Here is a 14,776-nt window from a genome sequence, read left to right as displayed (position 1 = left end):
GGCCGCTCAGTGGTTGCTCGGGAACCCGAGGTCGATCTGCGACGGGGTGTGGTCGGGCCAGCGGGTCGTGACGACCTTCGACCGGGTGTAGAAGTGCACCGACTCGGGGCCGTAGATGTGCGAGTCGCCGAACAGCGAGTCCTTCCAGCCGCCGAACGAGTAGGCGCCGATCGGTACCGGGATCGGCACGTTGACGCCGACCATGCCGACCTCGATGTCGAACTCGTACTGGCGGGCGGTGCCGCCGTCGCGGGTGAAGATCGCGGTGCCGTTGCCGTACGCGTTCGCGTTGACGAGCTCGACGGCCTCGGCGTAGGTCTCCACGCGGACCACGCCGAGCACAGGGCCGAAGATCTCGTCGTCGTACGCCTTCATTCCGGGAGCGACGTGGTCGAGCAGGCTCACCCCGATGAAGAACCCGTCGGAATCGAACCGCTTCTCGGTGCCGTCGACGACGACCGTGGCGCCCTCGGCGGCGGCGCCGGTCACGTACGAGGCGACACGGTCGCGGTGCTCGCGGGTGATCAGCGGACCCATCTCGCTGGCCTCGTCGGTGCCCGCACCGATCGTGAGGCCCTCGATGCGTGAGGCGATCGCGGCCACGAGGTCGTCTGCGACGTCGCCGACGGCGACGAGCACCGACACGGCCATGCAGCGCTCGCCGGCCGAACCGTAGGCCGCGGAGACGGCGGCATCGGCGGCGGCGTCGATGTCGGCATCCGGCATCACGACCATGTGGTTCTTCGCGCCGCCGAGGGCCTGCACTCGTTTGCCGTTCGCCGAGGCGCGCTGGTAGATCGAGCGGGCGATGGGCGTGGAGCCGACGAAGCTGACCGCGTTCACGCGGGGCGAGTCGAGCAGGGCGTCGACGGCCTCCTTGTCGCCGTGCACGACGTTCAGCACGCCGTCGGGGAGGCCGGCCTCCTGGAACAGCTTGGCGAGCCAGACCGCGGCGGATGGGTCCTTCTCGCTCGGCTTGAGGACGACGGTGTTGCCGCAGGCGATGGCCGAGGCGACCATCCACAGCGGCACCATGACGGGGAAGTTGAAGGGGGTGATGGCGGCGACCACGCCGACCGGCTGCTTGACCGAGTGCACGTCGACGCCGCGGGCGACCTGCTCGCTGCGTTCGCCCTTGAGGAGGTGCACGAGGCCGGCGGCGAACTCGACGTTCTCGATTCCGCGCGACACCTCGCCCGCGGCATCCGACAGCACCTTGCCGTGCTCCGACGTGACGATCGCGGCGAGCTCGGGGGTGCGCTCCTTGAGCAGCTGGCGCAGGCGGAAGAACACGTCGGCGCGCTTGATGAGGCTCGTCTCGCGCCAGGCCGGGAGGGCGGCGGCTGCTGCGGCGATCGCCTGCTCGACCTCGGCCGTCGAGGCGAACGCGACGTGCTTGGTCACCTGCCCCGTGGCGGGATCGAAGACCTCGCCCGATCGCGCCGCTTCCGCGGTCTCTGCTCCGTTGATGACGTGACGGACGATGTCCACGCTGCTCCTCGATGCTCACGCGCTGGCGACTCGGACACTTTGACCGGCTCGCGATACGCTGGTTCTCGTCTATGTTCACAGAGATCGGCGGTCGATACCCGTGTCAGAACGTCATGACTTCTCCGATAATCGGACAAAGCGTCCGAGGGGCGCGGTGTTTCTCACCGTGGCGGATGTGCTGAGCAGCCCTGCGCTGCAGCGCGGGGCGCCAGAGATCATCGTCGGCGGCGCGGCGCTGGAGGCTGCGGTGCGCTGGGTGCACGTCTCTGACAGCACCGGCGTCGCGCGACTGCTCGACGGGGGCGAACTGCTGCTCACGACGGGAGCCGCCTGGCCCGACGACGATCGGATGCTGCGCGAATTCGCCGTGCGTCTGCACGAGGTGGGGCTCGCCGGGATCGTCCTCGAGCTCGGCGACCGGCACCCCGAGGTCCCCGGGGCGGTCGTCGACGTGTGCGCGAGGGAGGGTCTCGCGCTCGTGGCTCTCACCCGAGAGGTGAAGTTCGTCGCAGTCACCGAGGCCGTGCACCACGCGCTCATCGCCGCGCAGACGGCCGCGCTGGAGGAGAGGCGTCATCTGCACGAGCTCTTCACCGTGTTGAGCCTGCAGGGCGCTCCGGCCGACGTGGTCGTCGCCGAGACCGCGCGGGCGATCGGCGCCCCGGTCATGCTCGAGAACCTCGCGGGCGAGCTGATCGCGGGGGAATACCTGGGGCGCGGGGTGGCGGAGGCCCTCCGGGGACGGGAAGAAGCCGACCGCGTGCCGGTGCAGGCGCGGGGTACCCGATGGGGCACGCTGCTCGCGCTCCCCGGTGCCGAGCCGGCGGCCGGTCGCCTCACGGTTCTGGAGCAGGGTGCGACGGCGCTCGCGTTCGGGTGCCTCGCCGACGGCGGTGACGTCGAATGGTCGCTGCTCGCCCAGCGCAGCGTGATCGACGATCTGCTCGGAGCCCGGTTCGCGGATGCCGACGACATCGCCGCACGGCTCGAGGCAGGGGGATTCGAACTGCGGGGGCGTCGATGCCACGGCATCGTCGTCGGAGGTGCGGACTCGATCACGGCGCTCGCCTACCGTGCGAGGCAGTCGGGACTCGCGGTCGTCGCGGCGCGCGCGGGCGACCACGACGTCGCGCTGCTCTCAGCACCGGCATCCCTGGAGCTCGACGACGTGACCCTGCTGCACATCGCCGGCCCAGGCCGGCCGGTGTTCGTGGGGCCGATGGCCGAGGACGTACCCGGCCTGCTCTCGTCCCTCCGCGCGGCCCGCGATCTCGCCGACAGTGAGGGGGCGGGCGCCGGTGCTCGAGTGCGGCGGGTCGGTGACCGACCGCTCGAACGGCTCGTCGCGACCCTTCGCGACGATCGACGCCTGCACGAGCACAGCGAGCGGATGCTGTCGCCGCTGATCCGGTACGACGAGGAGCGCCGCGGCGACCTGCTCGACGTGCTCGCGGCGCTGCTCGCGCACCCGGGGAATCGTTCGGCGGCGGCGGCCGCGAGCCACCTGTCGCGGTCGGTGTTCTATCAGCGACTCACGCTCATCGGCGATCTGCTCGACGCCGACCTCGACGACGGCGAGACCCTCGCCGCCCTGCACCTCGCGCTGCTCGCGCGTCGGCGCACTGCACCGCGGGCCTGAGCCGCGCCCACTAGAGCACTCCCTGGGCCTCCGTCAGCACGCCGCGCAGGATCTGTCCGATCTCGCGGAACTCCGCCGGTCCGATCGTGAGCGGCGGCGCGAGCTGGATCACGGGGTCGCCGCGGTCGTCGGCGCGGCAGTAGAGGCCGGCCTCGAAGAGCGCTCCGGACAGGAAGCCGCGGAGCAGCCGCTCGGACTCGTCGTCGTCGAACGTCTCCTTCGTCGCCTTGTCCTTCACGAGCTCGATGCCGAAGAAGTATCCGTCGCCTCGTACGTCGCCGACGAGCGGCAGATCCAGGAGCGTCTCGAGCTCGGCGCGGAACAGAGGCGAGTTCTCGCGGACGTGCGCGTTCAGTCCCTCTTCGTCGAAGATCGCGAGATTCTCGAGCGCGACCGCGGCCGACACGGGGTGCCCGCCGAACGTGTAGCCGTGCGGGAACGAGAGGTCCCCGTGCGAGAAGGGCTCGTAGATCCGGTCGCTCACGATCGTCGCGCCGATGGGGGAGTAGCCGCTCGTCATGCCCTTGGCGCACGTGATCATGTCGGGCACGTAGCCGAGGCCGGAGCAGGCGAAGGTGTGTCCGAGGCGCCCGAACGCGCAGATGACCTCGTCGGAGACGAGCAGCACGTCGTATTTGTCGCAGATCTCGCGCACGCGGGCGAAGTATCCGGGAGGAGGCGGGAAGCACCCGCCGGAGTTCTGCACCGGCTCGAGGAAGACTGCCGCTACGGTCTCGGGACCCTCGAACAGGATCATCTCCTCGATGCGGTTCGCGGCCCAGAGGCCGAACGCCTCGAGGTCGTCGCTCGGGCCGCCCATCTCGGCCGCCCGGTAGAAGTTCGTGTTCGGCACGCGGAAGCCGCCGGGGGTCACCGGCTCGAACATCGCCTTCATGGCGGGGATGCCGGTGATCGCGAGGGCGCCCTGGGGGGTGCCGTGGTACGCGACCGCCCGCGAGATGACCTTGTGCTTGGCCGGCTTGCCCTGCAGCTTCCAGTAGTGCTTGGCGAGCTTGAAGGCCGTCTCGACGGCCTCCCCGCCGCCGGTCGAGAAGAAGACGCGATTGAGGTCGCCTGGTGCCTCGTCGGCGAGTCGGTCGGCGAGCTCGATCGCTGCCGGGTGCGCGTACGACCACAGCGGGAAGAACGCGAGCTCGGATGCCTGGGCTGCCGCGGCCTCGGCGAGACGGCGCCGACCGTGGCCGGCGTTCACCACGAAGAGCCCGGCGAGCCCGTCGATGTACTCCTTGCCCTTCGCATCCCAGATGCGGTGCCCCTCGCCCTTGACGATGATCGGCACCCCCGACTTCTCCATCGTGGACTGCCGGGTGAAGTGCATCCAGAGGTGGTCCTTCGCCATCGCCTGGAGTTCGGGCTCGGACGGAGTCGTGCGGGTGGTGCTCATCTGGTCCCCCAGTTGTAGAGCTGCTTCTGCAGCTTGGCGTAGATGAAGGTCTCGGTCGACAGGACGCCGTCGATCGGACGGATGCTGTCGTTGATCAGCGCGAGGAGGTCCTCGTCGTCCTCGCACACGACCTCGGCGAGGATGTCGAAGGCGCCGACTGTGATGACGACGTAGTCGATGGCCTGGATCGCCGCGATCTCCTCGGCGACGACGCGAGTGTCGCCGGAGACGCGGATGCCGATCATCGCCTGACGGCGGAAGCCCAACTGCATCGGGTCCGTCACGGCGACGATCTGCATGACGCCGGCCTCTGTGAGCCGCTGCACGCGCTGACGCACGGCGGCCTCGCTCAGCCCGACGGCGCGACCTATGTCGGAGTACGAGCGGCGCCCGTCCTCCTGCAGCAGCTCGATGATCGTCTTGGACACATCGTCGAGGGTGGGATGCTTCTTCGAGGACGGCATGATGCGATCCTCGCACCGAGATCGACTCTCGGCAACCGATTCCGCAGATTCGACCTGTGAGGAATGCGAATTCGCTCCGTCTGGGGTCAGGACTCCACGGGGCCGAGCCACGCCGTCGCGGCGGTCGAGTGCGCGGACTCGGGGTCGGAGGGGTGGAAGGCGCCGGCGAGTACGTCTCGGTACAGGCGCGAGAGCTCGTTGGCGGAGAAGTACGAACCACCGCCGGCGACGAGCATCGCCTGATCGACGACGTGCTTCGCCGTCGTGATCGCGCGGTGCTTGAGCCCCGACAGGAGCGTGAACCAGCGAGCGCCGTGATCGGCGCGCTCGTCGACGTCGCGGGCGAGTGCCGCGATCTGCGGCGGCAGGGCGTCATAGGCGAGGCCCATATCGGCGACCCGCCAGCGGATGTCGGGATCCTGGCTGTAGGTCGAGCCGGTGCGCTTGGACCGCCGCGTCCGAGCGGTCTGCACGGCCAGGTCCAGCGCACGGCGGGCGATCCCGGTGTAGACGGAGGCCAGCAGGATCTCGAAGACCGAGAAGATGCCGAACACGATGGGGTCGGGGCTCGGCCCCGCGTCGATGCGGCGCACCACGTGCGCGGCATCGGCGACCGCCCCGTTCAGGCGTGTCGTCCTGCTCTGCGTCCCGCGCATGCCGAGGGTGTCCCAGTCGTCGCTCGTGACCACCGCGTCGCTGCGCTCGACGAATGCGAAGACGAGCTTCGGCGCATCCTCGCTCGTGGTGTCGAGGCCGTGCAGGCCGAGCCGCGTCCACACCGGCGCGAGGGAGGTGAAGATCTTGGTGCCGGTGAACGCGTATCCGCCGTCTCGTGTCGGCACGGCATCCGTGTCGCTGCCGAAGAGCACGAGGTCGTTGCCGCCCTCGCTGATGCCGAAGGCGAAGATCTCGCCGGCGACCGCGCCGTCCTGCACGAACTCGAGGCCGGGAACGCCGCGGTCGCTGAACACCTTCGCGACCCCGGTCCAGACCAGGTGCATGTTGATCGCCAGCGCCGTCGCCGGCGCCGCGGTTGCCAGGCGCTGCTGCAGGACGGCGGCCTCGGCCAGCCCGAGGCCGGCGCCGCCCCGCTCGGCGGGGACCAGGATCGAGAGATATCCTGCCTCGCGCAGTTCGTCCAGGTCCTGCTGGGGGAAGGTGTTGTCGCGATCGTGCAGCGGCGCGCGCTCCCGGATGCGGTCGAGCAGGTCGTCGGGCAGGAACACCGACGGGTCGAATGCGCTCACGCGAGTGCCTCCTTCATCTGACGGATCGATTCCTCTGGCCTGTCGCGGTGGAGCGAATGCCCCGCGCCCTCCACGACCGACATCGAGATGAGGGGGTTCGCGGCGAGCACCGACCGCGCGACCTCGCCGGTGAAGATGCTGTACACGGCGGGGTCGGAGCCGATCACATGGGTCGGCACGGCCAGGCGCGCGGCGTCGGCCGTGACATCCCACGGGGTGTTCTGCGCGCTGGTCTGCTCCACGGCCCAGGCGCTGGTGCGATGCACGGCGTCGACCTTGAGCTCCCAGTCCTGCGGATGCCAGTGCGGGTGCTCCTGCCGGACGAGCTCGATCCGGTTGTCGGCGAAGGCGCGTTCCTGGCTCTTCCGCACGATCGCCGCGTCGCGGCCGCCGACGAGGATGGCCGGATCGAGCAGCACGAGTCGCGCCGTCCATTCGGGCGAGGATGCCGCGGCGACCGTGCTCGCGGCTCCGCCGAGCGAGTGGCCGACCACGGCATCCCATCGCCCGCCGCCCGCGGGCAGCGTCGAGACGAGATCCGCGCCGTACGCCTGCACGGAGTAGTCGAGGGCGCGGGGCGCATCCCCGTGTCCGCGCAGGTCGACCGCCGTCGCGTGCCATCCGGCGGCGCCCAGGGCGTCGCCGAGACGCCACATCAGCGCTCCCGACGAACCGAGTCCGTGCACGAGCAGCACGCGGCGGGGGGACGACGGATCGCCCCAGCAGAGACGGGGGAGGGTGAGCGGCGAGGCCATGTTCTCAGCCTACGACCGCCGTCCGACAGCGGATCCCGTGCGCTCGCGCCGGCGATCAGTCGAGCGGCGGAAGGTCTCCGTGCGTCGTGAGCACGCGAGCGGCTGCCGTGTGTCCGGCCGACAGGCGCTTCGCGAGGTCTGCTCCCTCGAGCGTGGCCGCGAGGAACCCGGAGGCGAACGCATCGCCCGCGCCGACCGGCTCGACGACCTCGACGCGCGGCGCGGGGACGAACACCGGCTCGTCATCGCCCGAGAACGCGGTCGCGCCGACGTCGCCGTCCTTCACCACGAGCAGTCCGCAGTGCGGCAGATGCGCGCGGACCTCGGATGCCGTCGCGGTGCCCCAGATGCGCTCCGCCTCGTCGCGGCCGACGAACGCGATGTCGGCTGCGTCGGCGAGACGGGCGAGCGTGTGCGCGGCGTCCTCCTTGCTCCACAGGGCGCGTCGATCGTTGACGTCGAACGAGAGCAGGGCCCCGGCCGCGCGGGCGTCGACGTACAGCTGATCGACCATGTCGCGGCACGTGGCGGAGAGTGCCGGCGTGATGCCCGTGGTGTGCACGATGCGCACCCCGGCGAGAGAGTCGGCGTCGAGGAACCCGCGGTCCATGAGCGAGGCGGCTGATCCGCGCCGGTAGTAGTAGACCGCGGACGACTCGACACCGGGGTCCTTGAACATCACGCCGGTCGGCGTCGTCTGGTCGGTCGCGACCCACAGGTCGACGCCCCGGCCGGAGAGTTCGGCGGAGATGCGCTCGCCGAACGGGTCGGCGCCGAGACGAGACGCCCAGGCCGCCCGGTGGCCGGCGGCGACGAGACCGACGGCGACGTTGCCCTCCGCGCCGGCGATGCCGAACGCCGCGGTCTCGGTCTCGACCAGGGGTGCGCCGACAGCGGTGACGAGGCCCATGGATTCGCCGACGCAGACCACCTCGACAGGAGAGGTCGTGTCGTTCCGGTGCGAGGAGGGGAGTGCTGTGCTCATGAGGGTGTGACCGCCAGGGGTTCGGTGTCGGGATGAGGGCTCGCGTCTCGGTGACGCAGATCGGGGAAGGAGCGGACGAAGACGACGGAGACGATGAGCCCGACCGCGGCGAAGATCGTCGCCGCAAGGTAGGCGCCGCGCGGGTCGGTCGCGTCGACGAGGAAGCCCGCCGCGGCGGACCCAGCGGCGGCGCCGATGAGCTGGCCGGTGCCGGTCCACCCGAACGCCTCGGCGGTCTCGCTGAACTTGACGCTCGCCGACGTGATCGCGAAGAGCACGGCGAGGGCGGGGGCGATCCCGATGCCGGCGACGACGAGGGTGCCGCCCAGCCAGAACACGTCGAGGGAGATCATCGTGAGGGCGAGGCCGACGGTCACGATCAGCAGGCGGCGGGCCATCGCCCAGGGGCCGATCGGAATGTGCCCGAAGGCGAGCCCGCCCGCGAGACTGCCGACCGAGAACACCGCCAGGACGAGCCCCGCCGCGAGGCTGCCGTGCTCGAACGTGGCGACGACGCCGACCTCGACGGCGGCGCACGCGCCGATCAGCAGGAACCCGACGACCGTGGCGAGGAGCACCGGGGGCTTGAGCGCGACCTTCCCGAGGGCGTTGCGGCTGCGGGGGATGCGCACCCGGCCGACCTCGGGGGAGAGGATGAACCAGGCGGCGCCGACGACGAGGATGGCCGCGACGAGCAGCAGACCCTCCATGGTGCCGACCTGGGTGGAGACCAGGGTGATGACCACGGGCGCCAGGATCCAGATGATCTCCTGCAGCGAGGCGTCGAGGGAGAACAGCGGCGTGAGCTGCGACGAGTTCACGAGCTTCGGGTAGATGGTGCGGACGGCGGCCTGGATGGGCGGGGTCGCGAGACCGGCGACCATTCCGAACGCCATGTAACCGGGGACGGAGAGGGGGAGCAGCGCGAGTCCGAGCACCGCGATCACGCACACCGCGCTCGTGAGGGTGAGGACGCGACGCATGCCCCAGGCGCCCATCCAGCGGCTCGTGATGGGGCCGGCGACCGCCTGGCCGACGCTCGTCGCGGCGAGCACGAGACCCGCCGATCCGTACGAACCGGTCTGCTGCTCGACGTGCAGGAGGATCGCCAGCGAGGTCATGCCGCTGGGGAAGCGCGCGGTCAGCTGCGCCGCGATCATGCGCGCCACTCCGGGCGTGCGAAGAAGGTCCTGATATCCCGCCACCCGACAACGCTACCGGCACCGGGGTGACCCTCGTGCGGGGGTGAAGACCACGACACGCCGCGACACGCCGAACCCCGCTTTCCACAGAAAATCGGATGTCGGTGGCCGGCCGTATCGTCCCGCCTGTGGATGGATGACTCCCAGGGTCCTCCCAGCCGCGATTTCTCGCGGTTCGCGTCGTCCGCAGGCGGCCCTCCGCCTGTGGAAGAAACGGTGGAGAACCTGTGTTGTATCAGTGGAGAGCGGTGGAAAACTACACGGATGTAACTACTACCCCTTGTGGTCGCTCTGAATGTCCGTCCCTATATGTAGTATTGAGTTCCCGGTGAGGGTCTACCGGACAAACGCCTGATCACCACAGGCCAGAGATTTGAGGGGAAGCCGAAGAAGATGTCGATCACGGTCTACACCAAGCCGTCCTGCGTCCAGTGCAACGCGACCTACCGCGCGCTCGACGCGAAGGGTATCGAGTACGAGATCCACGACCTGTCGGAAGACCCGGCAGCCCTCGAGCAGGTCAAGTCGCTCGGCTACATGCAGGCTCCCGTCGTCGTCACCGACGAGGACCACTGGTCGGGCTTCCGTCCCGACAAGATCGACGAGCTCGCCTCGCGCCTGGCCTGACGCACCATGAGCGCCGTCGCGACCGCTGCGCCGCTCCTGGTCTACTTCTCCAGCGTGTCGGGGAACACCGCACGCTTCATTGAGAAGCTGGGTCTCCCCGCCCGGCGCATACCTCTTCACCGGCAGGAGGAGGACCTCGTCATCGACGAGCCCTTCGTGCTGGTCACTCCCACCTACGGCGGGGGTGAGGGAAGAGGCGTCGAGCGGGGAGCCGTTCCCAAGCAGGTGATCCGGTTCCTCAACGACGAACGCAACCGACGCCACATCCGCGGAGTCATCTCCGCAGGAAACACCAACTTCGGCGACGCCTTCTGCCTCGCCGGCGACATCATCAGCCGCAAGTGCCACGTGCCTCACTTGTACCGGCTAGAGATCTTCGGCACACAGGACGATGTTGATCGCGTGAGCGACGGATTGGAACGACGGTGGGTATCGCAGTGGAAGAGCATGCAGGACACGGCGCAGTGACGGAGACCGCGGCGTTCAAGGTGAACCCCGCGTACGAGGGCCTGGACTACCACGCCCTCAACGCGATGCTGAATCTCTACGACGCGAACGGGAAGATCCAGTTCGACGCCGACAAGCGGGCGGCGCGGGAGTACTTCCTCCAGCACGTCAACCAGAACACGGTGTTCTTCCACTCCCTCAAGGAGCGGCTCGACTACCTGGTCGAGAAGGAGTACTACGAGGGCTCCGTCATCGACAAGTACTCGTTCGACTTCATCCAGAAGCTCAACGACCTCGCCTACTCGAAGAAGTTCCGCTTCGAGACCTTCCTCGGTGCGTTCAAGTACTACACGAGCTACACGCTCAAGACGTTCGACGGCAAGCGCTACCTCGAGCGGTTCGAGGACCGCGTCGTCATGACGGCCCTCGGCCTGGCGGACGGCGACGAGAAGCTCGCCGTGAACCTCGTCGAGGAGATCATCTCCGGGCGCTTCCAGCCGGCCACCCCGACTTTCCTCAACGCGGGCAAGGCGCAGCGCGGCGAGCTCGTCAGCTGCTTCCTGCTTCGTATCGAGGACAACATGGAGTCGATCGCCCGCGGCATCAACTCCGCCCTGCAGCTGTCGAAGCGCGGCGGCGGTGTGGCGCTCCTGCTCTCGAACATCCGCGAGTCGGGCGCGCCGATCAAGCAGATCGAGAACCAGTCCTCCGGCATCATCCCCGTGATGAAGCTGCTGGAAGACAGCTTCAGCTACGCCAACCAGCTCGGTGCGCGTCAGGGCGCCGGTGCGGTGTACCTCAACGCCCACCACCCCGACATCATGCGCTTCCTCGACACGAAGCGCGAGAACGCCGACGAGAAGATCCGCATCAAGACGCTGTCGCTCGGTGTCGTGGTGCCCGACATCACGTTCGAGCTCGCGAAGAACGGCGAGGACATGTACCTCTTCTCGCCGTACGACGTCGAGAAGGTCTACGGCGTCCCGTTCGGCGACATCTCGGTCACCGAGAAGTACCGCGAGATGGTCGACGACCCGCGCATCAAGAAGACGAAGATCAACGCGCGCGAGTTCTTCCAGACCGTCGCCGAGATCCAGTTCGAGTCGGGTTACCCGTACGTCATGTTCGAGGACACGGTGAACAAGGCGAACCCGATCAAGGGTCGCATCAACATGTCGAACCTCTGCAGCGAGATCCTGCAGGTGAACACGCCGACCACGTACAACGACGACCTGTCGTACGACCAGATCGGCAAGGACATCTCCTGCAACCTCGGCTCGATGAACATCGCGCTGTCGATGGATGCCGACGACCTCGGCCAGACCGTCGAGACCGCGATCCGTGCGCTCACCGCTGTGAGCGACCAGAGTCACATCCGCTCGGTGCGCTCGATCGAGGACGGCAACGACCGCTCGCACGCGATCGGTCTCGGCCAGATGAACCTGCACGGCTACCTCGCCCGCGAGCACGTCTACTACGGCTCGGAGGAGGGTGTCGACTTCACGAACATCTACTTCTACACCGTGCTGTACCACGCGCTGCGTGCCTCGAACAACCTGGCGATCGAGCGTCAGCAGACGTTCGACGGCTTCGAGGACTCGAAGTACGCGTCGGGGGAGTTCTTCGACAAGTACATCGACCAGGCCTGGGTGCCGGCGACCGAGAAGGTCAAGGAGCTCTTCGCGGGCAAGCACATCCCCACGCAGCAGGACTGGGTCGAGCTGAAGGAGAGCATCCAGAAGCACGGCATCTACAACCAGAACCTGCAGGCGGTGCCGCCGACCGGCTCGATCTCGTACATCAACAACTCGACGTCGTCGATCCACCCGATCGCGTCGAAGATCGAGATCCGCAAGGAAGGCAAGCTGGGTCGCGTGTACTACCCGGCAGCGTTCATGACGAACGACAACCTGGAGTACTACCAGGACGCGTACGAGATCGGCTATGAGAAGGTCATTGACACGTACGCCGCCGCCACGCAGCACGTCGATCAGGGCCTGTCGCTGACGCTGTTCTTCAAGGACACCGCCACCACGCGCGACATCAACAAGGCGCAGATCTACGCATGGCGCAAGGGCATCAAGACGATCTACTACATCCGTCTGCGTCAGCTGGCGCTCGAGGGCACCGACATGACCGAGTGCGTCTCCTGCATGCTCTGACCCGTCGACAGTGACCCGGAACTAGGAACGAACATGACTCCCCACTCCCCGCTCAAGCTGGTCGACAGCGTGCAGGCGATCAACTGGAACCGCATCCAGGACGACAAGGACCTCGAGGTCTGGAACCGTCTGGTGAACAACTTCTGGCTGCCCGAGAAGGTGCCGCTGTCGAACGACGTCCAGTCGTGGAACACGCTGACCCCCGACGAGCAGCTGCTCACGATGCGCGTCTTCACGGGTCTGACCCTGCTCGACACCATCCAGGGCACCGTCGGAGCGGTCTCGCTGATCCCCGACGCGATCACGCCGCACGAGGAGGCCGTCTACACGAACATCGCGTTCATGGAGTCGGTGCACGCGAAGAGCTACTCCTCGATCTTCTCGACCCTCGCGTCGACCAAGGAGATCGATGAGGCGTTCCGGTGGTCCACCGAGAACCCGAACCTTCAGAAGAAGGCTCAGATCATCATGGACTACTACCAGGGCGACGACCCGCTCAAGCGCAAGGTCGCCTCGACCCTGCTCGAGTCGTTCCTGTTCTATTCCGGCTTCTATCTGCCGATCTACTGGTCGTCGAAGGCGAAGCTGACGAACACGGCCGACCTGATCCGCCTCATCATCCGTGACGAGGCGGTGCACGGCTACTACATCGGCTACAAGTTCCAGCGCGGTCTGGAGACGGCCACGCAGCAGCGTCGCGATGAGCTCAAGGACTACACGTTCTCGCTGCTCTACGAGCTGTACGACAACGAGGTGCAGTACACGCAGGACCTCTACGACGGCGTCGGCCTGACCGAGGACGTCAAGAAGTTCCTGCACTACAACGCCAACAAGGCGCTCATGAACCTCGGCTACGAGGCCATGTTCCCCTCGACCGTCACGAACGTGAACCCGGCGATCCTGTCGGCGCTCTCGCCGAACGCCGACGAGAACCATGACTTCTTCTCGGGTTCGGGCTCGTCGTACGTCATCGGCAAGGCCGAGGCCACGGAAGACGAGGACTGGGACTTCTGACCGAGGTAGTCCACTGAGACGAAGGGCCGGATGCTGCAGCATCCGGCCCTTCGTGGTCACCGCCCGCTGACGCGCGGCGAGCTCCCCGCGTCGTGGAGCACCGCTCGCGCGGCGCGCTCGCCGGATGCGAGGGCACCCTGGATGGATGCCGTGTCGCGGTGGTCGCCCGCCATGTAGAGGCGTTCGCCGTGACGCGGAGCGCGTGCCGGGCGCAGCGGCGCGGGCTGGGCGGGGAGTGCGTCGGGGATGTCGTCGCGCCGCAGCAGTTCCCAGGCCGTCACGTCAGCGCCCCAGATCTCTCCGAGATGACGGCGAACCTCGCTCTCCTCAGCCGCTTCACCGTCGCCGGGCAGGAGACACGTCGCGGCGACGAGATGCCGCCCGGCGGGTGCGTACGACGGCACCGTGTTCGTCATCACGACGGTGTTCACGACGGGGCCCCGTCGACGGCCGTCGACCATGAGCAGCGCTGAGCGGGTCGGCGGCTCTTCGGTGGCGAACCACCACGTCTGGAGACCGTTCGTCGCAGGCCGGGGCAGGTCGGTGAGACCTGGCACGGCATCCGGCCCGACAGCGACGACGACGCGTGCCCCGCGGACGGTGTCGCCGCCCGCGACGCCCACCTCGACGCCGTCGCCGGATGACGTCGCCCGCTCGGCGCGGGTGTGGAGTCGGATATCGGCACCGACGGCACGTGCGCGCGCGGCGAGCTGCTCGGGAACCGCGGCGATGCCCTGGGCGGGGAGACCGGGCCGCCCGAACGCGAAGTAGCTCACGAGCAGTCGGACGAACGCGTTCGACGTCGCGCCACGATCCTCCGCCAGCACTCCGGCGAGGAACGGCTCGAGCACGGCGGTGCGCAGCGGGCCGCGCAGCCCAGCGGCATCCCATCCCTCGCTCAGGGAGACGTCGTCTTCGGCGAGACGCGACAGCGGAAGCGCCAGCGCTGGTGCCGCCCAGCGCGCGAGCGCGACGACATCCGCAGCACTGACGAGGCCGCTGCCGAGCGTGGCCGGGATGGAGAGCGGATGCCGCACCGGGTGCCGCAGTTCGGCGGTCCCGTCTTCCGTGCGCACGCGCACACCGACGGGGAAGCGGCCCATCGCCAGCGCGTCGAGGTCCACGCTGCGACGGAGCGTCGGGTACGCCGGATTGAGCACGTGGAATCCGCGGTCGAGCCGGAAGCCGTCGACGATGTCGGTGCGCTCGCGTCCGCCGACGGCATCGCCCGCCTCGATGACGACGACGTCGAGCCCTTGCGCGGCGAGCAGTCCCGCGCAGCGCAGCCCCGCGAGTCCCGCCCCGATCACAACCACGTCATGCATGGCGGGAGCCCTC

At 68.4% G+C, this 14,776-nt stretch carries 13 protein-coding genes; 5 read left to right on the top strand and 8 right to left on the bottom strand.

The features are described 5' to 3' along the window. Positions 1-6: 6 nt before the first annotated feature. Positions 7-1,491: a CoA-acylating methylmalonate-semialdehyde dehydrogenase gene (locus tag AUC47_RS03295; RefSeq protein ID WP_096713805.1), complete on the bottom strand. Its 1,485-nt coding sequence runs from the start codon at positions 1,489-1,491 to the stop codon at positions 7-9. 154 nt (positions 1,492-1,645) lie between these two features. Here AUC47_RS03295 and AUC47_RS03290 point away from each other — a divergent pair, with 154 nt between their 5' ends. Next, the gene (locus AUC47_RS03290) at positions 1,646-3,130 is read left to right on the top strand and encodes a PucR family transcriptional regulator (RefSeq protein ID WP_256999427.1); all 1,485 of its coding nucleotides are present in this window, start codon (positions 1,646-1,648) and stop codon (positions 3,128-3,130) included. 10 nt (positions 3,131-3,140) lie between these two features. On the opposite strand, the gene AUC47_RS03285 is transcribed toward AUC47_RS03290, so the two are convergent. The 6 genes from AUC47_RS03285 to AUC47_RS03260 all read right to left on the bottom strand — a co-directional run bounded on the left by AUC47_RS03285 (position 3,141) and on the right by AUC47_RS03260 (position 9,191). Further along, positions 3,141-4,535: an aspartate aminotransferase family protein gene (locus tag AUC47_RS03285; RefSeq protein WP_096713804.1), complete on the bottom strand. Its 1,395-nt coding sequence runs from the start codon at positions 4,533-4,535 to the stop codon at positions 3,141-3,143. Next, positions 4,532-4,999, bottom strand: coding sequence for an Lrp/AsnC family transcriptional regulator (locus tag AUC47_RS03280; RefSeq protein ID WP_096713803.1), 468 nt, complete (start codon positions 4,997-4,999; stop codon positions 4,532-4,534). The genes AUC47_RS03285 and AUC47_RS03280 overlap by 4 nt, the downstream gene beginning before the upstream one ends. Positions 5,000-5,085: 86 nt before the next feature. Then, positions 5,086-6,246 (bottom strand): acyl-CoA dehydrogenase family protein, encoded by a 1,161-nt coding sequence (locus AUC47_RS03275; RefSeq protein WP_096713802.1) that lies wholly within the window; start codon positions 6,244-6,246, stop codon positions 5,086-5,088. Further along, positions 6,243-7,001 carry an alpha/beta fold hydrolase gene (locus AUC47_RS03270; RefSeq protein WP_096713801.1) on the bottom strand — a complete coding sequence of 253 codons (759 nt, stop codon included), beginning with the start codon at positions 6,999-7,001 and terminating at the stop codon, positions 6,243-6,245. Before AUC47_RS03270 ends, AUC47_RS03275 begins: the two co-directional genes overlap by 4 nt. A gap of 55 nt (positions 7,002-7,056) precedes the next feature. Further along, positions 7,057-7,986, bottom strand: a complete 930-nt coding sequence (locus tag AUC47_RS03265) for a sugar kinase (protein ID WP_096713800.1) — start codon at positions 7,984-7,986, stop codon at positions 7,057-7,059. After that, positions 7,983-9,191: an MFS transporter gene (locus AUC47_RS03260; RefSeq protein WP_179297492.1), complete on the bottom strand. Its 1,209-nt coding sequence runs from the start codon at positions 9,189-9,191 to the stop codon at positions 7,983-7,985. The genes AUC47_RS03265 and AUC47_RS03260 overlap by 4 nt, the downstream gene beginning before the upstream one ends. A 390-nt stretch (positions 9,192-9,581) precedes the next feature. On the opposite strand from AUC47_RS03260, the gene nrdH reads away from it, so the two are divergent. The 4 genes from nrdH to nrdF are packed head-to-tail and all read left to right on the top strand — an operon-like array spanning position 9,582 to position 13,438. Next, positions 9,582-9,815 carry a glutaredoxin-like protein NrdH gene (nrdH, locus tag AUC47_RS03255; RefSeq protein ID WP_067118559.1) on the top strand — a complete coding sequence of 78 codons (234 nt, stop codon included), beginning with the start codon at positions 9,582-9,584 and terminating at the stop codon, positions 9,813-9,815. A 6-nt stretch (positions 9,816-9,821) separates the two neighbouring features. Then, positions 9,822-10,283 (top strand): class Ib ribonucleoside-diphosphate reductase assembly flavoprotein NrdI, encoded by a 462-nt coding sequence (gene nrdI, locus AUC47_RS03250; protein ID WP_096713798.1) that lies wholly within the window; start codon positions 9,822-9,824, stop codon positions 10,281-10,283. Continuing rightward, positions 10,280-12,424 (top strand): class 1b ribonucleoside-diphosphate reductase subunit alpha, encoded by a 2,145-nt coding sequence (gene nrdE / locus AUC47_RS03245; protein WP_096713797.1) that lies wholly within the window; start codon positions 10,280-10,282, stop codon positions 12,422-12,424. Before nrdI ends, nrdE begins: the two co-directional genes overlap by 4 nt. A gap of 33 nt (positions 12,425-12,457) precedes the next feature. Further along, positions 12,458-13,438 carry a class 1b ribonucleoside-diphosphate reductase subunit beta gene (gene nrdF, locus AUC47_RS03240; RefSeq protein ID WP_096713796.1) on the top strand — a complete coding sequence of 327 codons (981 nt, stop codon included), beginning with the start codon at positions 12,458-12,460 and terminating at the stop codon, positions 13,436-13,438. 56 nt (positions 13,439-13,494) lie between these two features. Here the strand turns inward: nrdF and AUC47_RS03235 are convergent, their stop codons facing one another. Next, positions 13,495-14,763, bottom strand: a complete 1,269-nt coding sequence (locus AUC47_RS03235; protein WP_096713795.1) for an NAD(P)/FAD-dependent oxidoreductase — start codon at positions 14,761-14,763, stop codon at positions 13,495-13,497. Positions 14,764-14,776: the final 13 nt, after the last annotated feature.

Origin of the sequence: Microbacterium sp. SZ1, from assembly GCF_002362255.1 — a bacterium.
Taxonomy (GTDB): Bacteria; Actinomycetota; Actinomycetes; order Actinomycetales; family Microbacteriaceae; genus Microbacterium.
The sequence above is the reverse complement of the archived record's forward strand: the minus strand, read 5'-3'. Positions and strand labels throughout refer to the sequence as shown.